Raw genomic sequence first — 9840 nt, 5'->3', positions numbered from 1 at the left:
CGTCCCCTCCCGTTGAGTGGGTGGGAAAGACGGTTGGTGGGGGTGCATGTTGGTGGTCAGGTGCGCCGCACTGGTCGCAGTGAAACTGCCTACGGACGCCAGCCCCCACCCACCTTCACCAACTCCCCCAACGGGAGGGGACGGGCCGGAGGGGTCTGGTGTGTGGACGTAAAGCGAAGCAGTCCACACACCAGGCCCCGGAGGTCCGTCACCGCACCCACAGCCCCGCGCAGCGGACCCCGCCCGCCGCAGGCGCAACGGCGGGGAAGCCAGAAGCGTCGGCCGCGGCAAAGCGCAGCGGAAAGGTGGGAATCAAACCCCACCCGTGTGGACCTGGAACGCAGCCCGCCGTACCGCCTTCGCCAAGGCCGGGTCCGGGTGGGCCGCCGCCAAGGCGACCAGTACCTGGACGGTTCTGGGGTGGCCGACGGCGCGGACCTCCTCCAGGAGGCGCGGGACCGAGCCCTGGACCGCCGAGTCGAGGTGCCGGACCAGCAGCTGGGTCTCGCCGTGGTCGGCGACGGCCGCCGCGGTGTCCACCCACAGCCAGGTCGACTCCTCGCGGGTGAGCACATCGGGTGCGGTCTCCGGGTCGCCGCCCTCGTGCTCGACCAGCCACAGCAGGGCGTACGGCCGCAGCCCCGGCTCGTCGGCGGCGGCACGTACGGCGGCCTCGGCCGGGGCGCCGACCGCCCGTAGCGCCTCGAAGGCCAGACCGCGCAGCAGCGCGTCCTCGCCGCGGGCCACGGTCAGCAGTTCCTCGACGGCCGCGCCGACGGAGCGGGCGGCGAGCCAGGCCCGGTATTCGGCGCGCGCCGGTCCCGGGGTGAGCCGGGCGCAGCCGCGCAGCATCGCCTCCGCGGACTGTTCGATATGGCCGGCCGGGCTCTGCGCGGCCACACAGATCTGCTCCAGCTTGACCCACACCGACCAGTTGCCGAGCGGTGTCAGCTGTGCCTCGGAGGCGTCGTGCGCGGCCTCCGCGCCGTCCGGCGGTACCAGCGCGCCGACGGTCCGCAGGGCGTCCAGCGCCCAGTCCAGCAGCGCGGCCAGCGACGCCCCCGCGGCGTCGCCGGCGGGCGCGGCATCGTCGGCGCCACCCGGAGCCGCCGGGTCCTGGCCGTAGGGGACCTCGCAGCGTTCGGTGCGCAGCTCGGCGACGCGCTGGTCGAGCATGTCGAGCAGCACCGGCAGCCGCACCGGGCCGGCCGACAGATGCAGCAGGGACAGCAACTGCGGCAGTGCCTCGACGACTTCGGCGACTATCGCGGGGCCGGCGGCGGGCGGGGCGGGGCGGGCCAGCGACCAGGCGTCGAAGAGCGCGACCCAGCCGCGCAGCACGGCGGTGTCGTCGCGGTCCCAGGCCCGCAGCCGCCAGCCGGGGCGGGCCAGGCCGTCGTGGAGTTCGACGAGGCCGGCCAGCCGGGCCCGGTCCCAGTCGATGCGGACCTGGTGCGGCGTCAGGCCCAGGGCCTCGGCGGCGCGTTCCGCGGCGGCCTTCGGCAGCGCTCCGTCGGGACCGGCACGCAGGCTGCCGCCGGCGGCGCCGGCACCGACGCTGTCGGCCCAGCGGGCGAGCCGGGCGGCGCCGGCCAGTACGGCACGGGCCTGGCGGGCCAGTTCCGCGGGCGGCGGCGTGCCCTCGGGCGGGCGGGGCGCCGGGCGCTTGGCCCGGGTTGTCACCGCCCGGCGGGCGGCCGCAACCGGTTGACGGGGGACGAGTCGGAGCCGGGAGTCGCGCGGGGTACGGGACGTCACAGGAGCAGTGTTGCCGCTGTCGGCCCGAAAGCCCAATCGGAACCCGGCTTGCGATCTGCCACGGTCGCGTCATCTCGCCGACCCATCCCTGATGAGGGGAGTTGTCCCCCCGTATACCCGGGAGCCATCGGGGGCGCCGGGCCCGGTGAAGGGGGCGGTCCGCGCCGGGGCCGGCGTACGCGGGCCGGGGCGGTGCTACATGAGCGGGGTGAGGAAGCGCCGCAGGGCTTCTTCGTAGCCCGAGGGGTCGGCGTTCCACATCGCGGCGTGCGGGGCGTGCGGGACCGGCTGAAGCGTGACCAGGTCGGCCCGGCGGGCGGCGAAGGAGCGGGACGCGGTCCAGGGGGCGATCAGGTCGTCCGGCCCGTGGAAGAGCAGCGTCGGGATCTCCAGCTCCTCCGGGTCGACGGCGTCGGCGGGATGGCCGAGGGGCACTCCGGTGCTGCCCTCGGCGGCGCGCACCACCAGCGGCAGCAGGGCGCGCGGGATCCGCCGGGCGCCGGCCAGCGCGCGGACCGTGGCGTTCCGGTCGAGGACCGGGGAGTCCAGGACCAGACCGCTGATCCGGTCGCGCAGCACGGAGCGGGTGGCGGCGCGCAGTGCCATGGTCGCGCCGGTGGACCAGCCGTGGAGGACGACGTTCCGGGCGCCGTAGCGCAGCGCGTAGCGGATCGCCGCGTCCAGGTCGCGCCACTCGGTGTCGCCGAGGTGGTTGATGCCGTCGGCGGTGCGCGGGGCGCCGGGGTCGTTGCGGTACGACAGGTCGAGGACCGGCAGCCGGTGGCGGTGCAGGAACGGCATGACCACCATGGGGTGTTCGCGGGTGGTGCCCAGGCCGTGCGTGGTGATGACCCAGGTGTCGCGGACGCCGGGGACGAACCACGCCGGGAGGGCGCCGAGTTCGCCGGGGATGTCGACGTCGGCGCAGTCGAGGCCGAGGGCGTCCCGGGGGTTGCCGAGGTGCACCTGGGGGGTGAGCCGCATCCGGTTGCCCGGCCCGAGCGTGCCGTGGGTGACCCGTACCAGGCGGCGGACGACCGCGTCGGCGGGGTGCGGGACACCGTGGACGACATCGCCGAGCACCGCATGGCAGCCGGAGCCGGTGAGCCCGTACGTGCCGGGGCGCAGGGCCGCCAGGCTGCGGGTGAGGGCGATGCGCTCCTCGGTGGCGGAGTGCACGGTGAGGCGGGAGTCGCCCGGGAAGGGCTGGTCCGGTGACGGTTTCAGGGCAATGTCACTGGCGTACCGGCCGACCGCCACGGCGGCCGCCCCGGCACCTATCACGGTGATGGCGGCCACGGCCGCCGCAGTACCCAGGCGCACCTCACCAGTGTGCGCAGCGGTGCCGGGGGCGGCCACCGGGCGGAGTCGGGCGGGTGACCGGGCGGGCCCGGGGCGGCGGACGGGTACGGGCCGCCGCCCCGGGGCGGGCGGTCAGTCCTGGCCGCCGCCCGGCTGACCGTAGCCGCGCAGCCGGCCGGCGGCCGCGTCGAGCTGACCGGCGGACAGCAGGTGCGGCGTACGGCCCGGTACGGAGCTCGCCGCGAGCCACACCCGGCACATCCATTCCAGCTGGGCGGTGCGGTCCAGCGCCTGGTCGAGGCTGTCGCCGTAGGTCATCGTGCCGTGGTTCTCCAGCAGGCAAGCGGTGCGGTCGCGGAGCGCCTCGCGCATGTTGGCGGCGAGCTCGTCGCTGCCGTACAGGGCGTAGGGGGCGACGCGGACGGGGCCGCCGAGGGCCGCGGTCATGTAGTGGACCGGCGGGAGTTCGGCGACGAGGGTTGAGACGGCGGTGGCGTACGGGGCGTGGGTGTGGACGACGGCGGTGGCCGTGGTGGTGCGGTAGACCGTCAGATGCATCGGGAGTTCGCTGGTCGGCCGGAGCGCGCCGATGATCTGGCGGCCTTCGAGGTCGACCGCGGTGGTGTCGCCGGGCCCGAGCCGGTCGTAGGGGACGCCGCTGGGGGTGACCAGGACCAGGTCCCTGATGCGGCGCGAGACATTGCCCGAGGTGCCGACGACCAGGCCGTCGGTGACCGTTCGGCGGGCGGTGGCGACCAGTTCGCTCCAGGCGGTGGCGAGGTCGTCGGGGTGGTCCTTCATGGGTCCTCCGGCGCGGTGCGGCGAAAGCGGATGTGGTGCGCGACACCGTACGAGCGGGCCGGGGCACCGTACGCCGGGGGCCCGCCCGCACGGTAGCCGCCATATGGGGACACCTGTGCCGGCGCCGGGGATTGACCTGATTTGAGCCCTCTTGTGCGGCTCGCCCCTTACCGTCGAGGGGAATCCACGACCACGGGACCGCGGGGAACGACGCGTCGGCGAAGCGCAGGAAGTTCGCCAACGGGTGATGCGAAAGTGACGCCGGAGGCGCCTCCGCGTGAACACTGCGGTGGTGTCACCGACGCGCCCGTCCCAGTTCATCTTCCGTTCACCCGCTCTCCGTACGGTCCCAGCGACACTGACCTTCGAACTGATTGCCTGGGTGAATGGAACACATCACGCTTCTCATCGGGATCGTGATCGTCACGGCCTTGGTGTTCGACTTTACGAACGGCTTCCACGACACGGCCAACGCGATGGCCACCACCATTTCCACCGGGGCATTGCGACCCAAGACCGCGGTGGCGATGTCGGCAGTCCTCAACCTCGTCGGCGCCTTCCTTTCCGTTGAGGTGGCCAAGACCATCTCCGGGGGGATCATCGACGAGAGCGCCGGCATCAGACCTGAAGTGATCTTCGCCGGCCTGGTCGGCGCGATCGTCTGGAACCTGCTGACCTGGCTCGCGGGTCTCCCCTCCAGCTCTTCCCACGCCCTCTTCGGCGGTCTGATCGGCGCGACCCTGGTGTCCGTCGGCACCAACGGTGTGCACGGCGACGCGGTCGTGATGAAGGTCCTGATCCCGGCGGTGGCCGCACCGATCGTCGCCGGCCTGGCCGCGATGGCGGCGACCCGGCTCACCTACCGGCTGACCCGCAACCGCGACGAGGCGGACACCGCCAAGGGCTACCGCGCGGGTCAGATCGCCTCCGCCGCCCTGGTCTCCCTCGCCCACGGCACCAACGACGCGCAGAAGACGATGGGTGTGATCACGCTCGCGCTGATCACCGGCGGAGTGGTCGCGCCGCACGCCGACCCGCCGCTGTGGGTCATCGCCTCGGCCGGTGTCGCCATCGCGCTCGGCACGTACCTGGGCGGCTGGCGGATCATCCGCACGATGGGCAAGGGCATCACCGACATCCAGCCGCCGCAGGGCTTCGCCGCCCAGACCGGCGCCGCGGCCACCATCCTGGCCTCCTCCCACCTCGGCTTCGCGCTCTCCACCACCCAGGTCTGCTCCGGCTCCGTGATGGGCTCCGGCCTGGGCCGCAAGGGTGGCGTGGTGCGCTGGTCCACGGCCGGCCGGATGGTCCTCGCCTGGGGTCTGACGCTGCCGGCCGCCGGTGCGGTCGCCGCGGGTGCCGCCTTCCTCGCCGGTCAGGGCGACTGGGGCGTGGCGGCGGTGGCGGTCCTCGGACTGGCCATCTGCGGCGCGATCTGGGCCGCTTCCCGGCGCAAGCCGGTCGACCACACCAACGTCAACGAGGGTCCCGCCGCCGAGCCGGTGGGCGTGGTGACCGCCGCGCTGCGCACCGTCTCCCCGCCGCCGGCGGGCCAGCAGTCCCCGGCGGCCGACGCCCCGGAGACCGACGCCGCTCCGGCCGACGCCCCGGAAACCGCCGGGATTCCGGCCCAGGCGTCCGGCGACGGCGCCTCCACCACCCCGCGTGCCAAGGCCGCGACGGTCACCCGCTAGCTGTCATCACCTAAGGAAAACTCCATGAGCATCGACTGGGCAGCTCTCGGCCAGGTCTTCGGCGTCACCCTCGTGGTGACGGTCGGGATCGTGGGCCTGTTCACCGTCGGCATCGCCGGCACGTCCCGCAAGGCGGGCCAGGAGGGTGCGGCAGCCGTGGTCGCCGCACCGGGTGCGGGCGCACGGGCCGGCGCGGTGGCCGCCTTCGGCCTCTGCGCGGCGGCGGTGGCCTATGGCATCTATCTGATCGTGGCCGGCTGACGCCGCCGGCCACGACGGACCGGGCGCCTCGTCCGTTGTTCGCCCCGTCCGCCGAGCGCGTCATCGGCCTCCCGGGCCAGCCGGTCGGCGATGGCGGTGCCGCCGACGCCGTTGAGATAGGCGGACACCCCGATCTGGACGACCTTGCTGAAGGTCTGGTAGTGCGCGCTGCGCGGGCGCGGTGCGGCCGCCATCAGCGCCGCGTGCAGGGTGCGGGGGTCGGGCCGGGGCTCCGGCCGCCCCGCGGCGCCGTGCTCACCGTGCTCGGCGTCGTCGGGCGGCAGCGGGCAGTGCGGTGCCGTGGCCGCCTCCCGGTAGGCCGAGTCGCGGGTGGCCGCGAATCCCCGCTCCAGCAGACAGCGTTCGCTGCCGGGGCCGGTCAGCGCCTCAATCAGGGACCGCGCGCCGGCGGGCCGGGTCGTGCCGGCCGCGAGGGCGAGATTCTGCCCGCCCAGCACGGACATCCGCTTGCCGTCGCTGGGGCGGGCCGGCAGCTGGGTGACGTCGAACTGCTCGCCGGGCGTGAGCTTCTCGGCGACCGAGGCGTACTCCACCGGCCAGTTGCGCATGAACAGCGCGCGGCCGTCGGCGAACCAGCGGCGGCTCTCCGTCTCGTCCATCGTGGTGGCCTCGTGCGGCATGATCGAGTCGAGCCGGAGTTTGAGGTCGGCGATGCCCTGCTGGAGCGCGCCGACCTGCTCGCCCTTGGTGAAGCTGGTGGCGTCCGGGTCGCCGCCATTGACCCAGGCCGACTCCAGGGTGTTGACGGTCAGCCCCTCGTACGGCCGCAGCTGGGCGACCATGCCGTACATCCTGGGCCGCCGCTTCTTGTGGCCGGTGGCGGCGTCCCGGGCGGACTCGCGGTTGTAGTCCTGCGCCACCTCGGTCGCCACGTCCTTCAACTCGCCCCAGTTGGACGGGGCGCCGTGGCCGTACGCGCGCAGGATGTCCTTGCGGTAGTAGAGCAGCCCGGCGTCGGTGTTGAAGGGCACCCCCCACACCTTGCCGCCGTACTCGACCGTCTTGGCCACGCTGTCGAGGAAGTCGCCGTTCAGGGCCGTGGCCCAGGGACGGATCACGCCCGCCTCGGCGAACTCCGCGGTCCAGGCGACATCGAGGTTGAGCACGTCGTAGCCGCCGTTGCCGGACTGGCCCGCCGCCAGCAGCTGGCTGCGCTGGCCGTCGGCGGTGTCCGGGAGTTTCACGATCCGGACCGTACGGCCGGTCCGCCGCTCCCAGTCGTGGATCAGGTCCTGCCGGACGCCCGAGCTGCTGAGGTCGCTGCCGGTGGCGAGGACGATCGCGCCCTTCTCCGGGACGAGTTGCTCCCCCGGGGTGCAGCCGCTCGCCGCGAGCGTCAGGGCGAGACAGGCCAGGGCGGCGGGTGCGGCGGTGCGTGGTGCGGTCATCGGTCCCCCTTGGTGGCCGTGCCGATGGAGGCGATCCGTCCGGCGAGGGTGTCGACGGCCTGCGGGCCGCCGGGGACACACTGGCCGTGGGAGGCGTCGGCCAGCCGCTGGAGGGCGAAGGTGTCACAGCCGTTCTTGCCCAGCGCCAGCGCCAGGACGGGCACTTCGGGGCCCTCCTCGACGAGGGTGCCGAGGGTCCGCTCCACGCCCGCCGCGCGCGCCGGGCCCGCGCCGTCGTCCTGGTCGAGGATCAGCACGATGGCCTTGTTGGTGGCCGGGGACTTCTTCATCCTGCGCACCGCGCGGGTCAGTGCTTCCTCCATCGCGGCCCCGTGCTCGACCAGTTCGCCGCCCGCGATCCGGTTCAGCGCGGCCCGGCCCGGTGCCGGGTCGGCGCTGCCGGGCGCGACGAGCTCGCGCACCGCGTCGGCGTCGGTGGGGTGCGCGCGGTCCGGGAAGGCCCACAGGCCGTAGGTGTGGCGGGCGCCGACCATCTCCAGGACGCGCCCGGCCGCGCGCACGGCGGTCGGCAGCCGGCCGCCGTCGGCCATGGAGGTGGAGGTGTCGAGGAGGATCAGCACCTGGCTGGACTTCTGGGCCTTGTCGTAGCCGTCCAGTACCTGGGAGACCTGGTCCGGGTCCGCTCTGAAGGGGACGGTCGGGGCGAGGGGGCTGACGTCCGCGCGGCTGTCGAGCAGCGGTGAGCCCGCCCCCGGGCCGGTGCCGTGCACCCCGCGGTAGCCCTGGGCGGTGAGGGTGCGCTGGCCGCCGTCCGGGGCGCGCAGCCAGGTCGCGAAGCGGGCCACGGCGGCCTGCCGTGGGGTGGCGTCCCTGGTGCCGTGCCAGTCGACCCGGATCAGGGGGTGGTCGAGGGCGGGGACCTGCCGGGGGTAGTAGGCGACGTAGCGGTTGCGGAGCGGGAGCGGGGCGTCCAGGGCCGGGCAACTGCCGGTGGCGCGGCCGAGGTTGTAGTCGGCGAGGGACTTCTCCGAGACCAGGGGCGCGGACTTCGTACGGTCGACGGAGCCGGCGGCGTCCGCGTCGGGGCGCAGTGAACACAGCAGTTCGGTGCTGCCCGCGTACTGGCTGCCGGGGGCGGACAGCCGTTCCTCGGCGTGCCGGGCGAGGGTGAGGTCGGGCGCGCCGGACGAGGTGGCGTCCGCGCCGTCGTGGGCGAGGTAGAGGCCGAGGGTGTGCAGCAGTCCGGTGCCGGACAGCACCGGGCTCGGCCGCAGCAGCCGGAGGTCGCGGTGGGTGCGGTCGGTGCCGGTGAGCAGCTCCCGCCAGGAGGCGCCGGCCGGTTCGACGTCGTCCAGCCGGCGGGGTGCCGGGATGCCGACGACCAGGGGCGTGTAGGCGACCGGGGCGCTGTAGTGGAGCGTCGCCGGGGAGTTCTTGGCGGGCATCCCGCGGCGGGCCTCGTAGTAGTCGGCGGTGGATTCGGGGATCCAGATGTCGGGCTGGGGTCCGGGCCGGTAGAGGGGGTCGATGTCGTCCGGCCCGTCCTTGCCGGTGCCGTGGGCCTCGCCCTGCCAGCGGTCGGCGGCGGCGAAGCCCTGGTCGACCTGGTCCTTGGCGGCGGAGTAGACGGTGATCTGGGCGCGCCGGCAGCCGTCGGGGAGGTCGCCCTCGCCGTTGAGGGGCCGGGTGTTGGCGTCGGACATCTCGTAGCCGAAGGCCGCCTGGCGCAGCGCGGGTTCGGCCTCGGGCGCGGTGAGCAGCCGCAGTTCGAGGGCGGGCGGGCAGGCTTCGGCGCCGCGCGGGAGGTTCAGCAGGACGACGCCCGCGGTGGCCGGTACGGCGATGATCGCCAGCACCATCAGGATCCGGAACCAGTGCCGGAAGGAGGTGTTCAGCCGGCGCCGTAATCGGATCCGCAGCGGGGTGGGGGGCCGGATGCCTGGGGTGGCGAAGGACAGGATGACGTCGTCGACGGTGTTCTGCTTGGCCGAGCGGGGCTCCCAGACGTCGCCCATCGGGGTCCGCTCGCCCGCCAGTTGGTCCCGCAGCTCCCGGACCAGGTCCTCGAAGGTGACGAACCGCTTGCCGGGGATGCCCTGTTCCAGGATCTGCCGCAGGGCGCGGGTGAAGACACTGCCGCCGGTGGGCTCCTCGCCGCTGAAGATCCGGCGGTTGGGCTGGGCGGCCATCAGCAGCGACGTGGGGGTGCGGCAGGCGTGGAACGCCTCCCCGGCGTTGCCGGCGTAACAGCACTCCAGGACGATCACGATCCGGTCGGCCCGCGCGTTGTCCAGGTAGGACAGCACGGTGTCCTGCCAGGACACGGTTTTGTGCCGCCGTTCCGACGCACCGACCATGAGCTGGAGATTGCCGCCGTCCGGGCCGACCCGGCCGTGGCCGGAGAAGTACACCAGCAGCAGTCCGCGGGCCTCCTGGGTGACGGCGTCCAGGGCCTGTTCGACCTCCCAGGGCTCCTGGGGCCGGCAGATGACGACCTCGCCCTTGGTGAAGAGGTCGGTGCCGGGGGCGAGCAGGACGCGTTCGAGCTCCTGGGGGTTGTCCCGCACGGCGGGGAGCGGCCGCAGGTGGCGGTAGTCGTCGACACAGATCAGCAGCGCCCGGTTGACCTTGCCCCGTGCGTCGTATTCGGACAT

7 protein-coding genes are annotated in these 9840 nt (G+C 74.0%); 2 read left to right on the top strand and 5 right to left on the bottom strand.

Going from position 1 to position 9840, the window contains the following annotated elements:
- Positions 1-312: 312 nt before the first annotated feature.
- From ACFWJW_RS34885 to ACFWJW_RS34875, 3 genes are all read right to left on the bottom strand, one after another.
- Positions 313-1758: a hypothetical protein gene (locus ACFWJW_RS34885; protein ID WP_387248775.1), complete on the bottom strand. Its 1446-nt coding sequence runs from the start codon at positions 1756-1758 to the stop codon at positions 313-315.
- A 195-nt stretch (positions 1759-1953) separates the two neighbouring features.
- Positions 1954-3081, bottom strand: coding sequence for an alpha/beta hydrolase (locus ACFWJW_RS34880; protein WP_387248773.1), 1128 nt, complete (start codon positions 3079-3081; stop codon positions 1954-1956).
- 111 nt (positions 3082-3192) lie between these two features.
- Complete coding sequence (locus tag ACFWJW_RS34875; protein WP_387248771.1) at positions 3193-3861, bottom strand: class II aldolase/adducin family protein; 669 nt, start codon at positions 3859-3861, stop codon at positions 3193-3195.
- A gap of 386 nt (positions 3862-4247) precedes the next feature.
- On the opposite strand from ACFWJW_RS34875, the gene ACFWJW_RS34870 reads away from it, so the two are divergent.
- Both ACFWJW_RS34870 and ACFWJW_RS34865 read left to right on the top strand, forming a co-directional pair.
- Positions 4248-5555 (top strand): anion permease, encoded by a 1308-nt coding sequence (locus ACFWJW_RS34870; RefSeq protein WP_387248769.1) that lies wholly within the window; start codon positions 4248-4250, stop codon positions 5553-5555.
- 24 nt (positions 5556-5579) lie between these two features.
- Positions 5580-5816 (top strand): hypothetical protein, encoded by a 237-nt coding sequence (locus ACFWJW_RS34865; protein ID WP_387248767.1) that lies wholly within the window; start codon positions 5580-5582, stop codon positions 5814-5816.
- Here ACFWJW_RS34865 and ACFWJW_RS34860 read toward each other — a convergent pair.
- Positions 5795-7225 carry an extracellular solute-binding protein gene (locus tag ACFWJW_RS34860; protein WP_387248765.1) on the bottom strand — a complete coding sequence of 477 codons (1431 nt, stop codon included), beginning with the start codon at positions 7223-7225 and terminating at the stop codon, positions 5795-5797. The two genes, ACFWJW_RS34865 and ACFWJW_RS34860, sit on opposite strands and share 22 nt — an antisense overlap.
- Positions 7222-9840, bottom strand: a complete 2619-nt coding sequence (locus tag ACFWJW_RS34855) for a caspase family protein (protein ID WP_387248763.1) — start codon at positions 9838-9840, stop codon at positions 7222-7224. The genes ACFWJW_RS34860 and ACFWJW_RS34855 overlap by 4 nt, the downstream gene beginning before the upstream one ends.

The sequence above is a fragment of the Streptomyces sp. NPDC127097 genome (assembly GCF_042724075.1).
Taxonomy (GTDB): domain Bacteria; phylum Actinomycetota; class Actinomycetes; order Streptomycetales; family Streptomycetaceae; genus Streptomyces.
This window is presented reverse-complemented; position numbering and strand designations above follow the sequence as displayed.

Excerpts from the sequence above, each read along its gene's own strand:
- ACFWJW_RS34875 (WP_387248771.1), bottom strand. The coding sequence starts at position 3,861 with ATGAAGGACCACCCCGACGACCTCGCCACCGCCTGGAGCGAACTGGTC.
- ACFWJW_RS34870 (WP_387248769.1), top strand. The coding sequence starts at position 4,248 with ATGGAACACATCACGCTTCTCATCGGGATCGTGATCGTCACGGCCTTG.
- ACFWJW_RS34865 (WP_387248767.1), top strand. The coding sequence starts at position 5,580 with ATGAGCATCGACTGGGCAGCTCTCGGCCAGGTCTTCGGCGTCACCCTC.
- ACFWJW_RS34860 (WP_387248765.1), bottom strand. The coding sequence starts at position 7,225 with ATGACCGCACCACGCACCGCCGCACCCGCCGCCCTGGCCTGTCTCGCC.
- ACFWJW_RS34855 (WP_387248763.1), bottom strand. The coding sequence starts at position 9,840 with ATGTCCGAATACGACGCACGGGGCAAGGTCAACCGGGCGCTGCTGATC.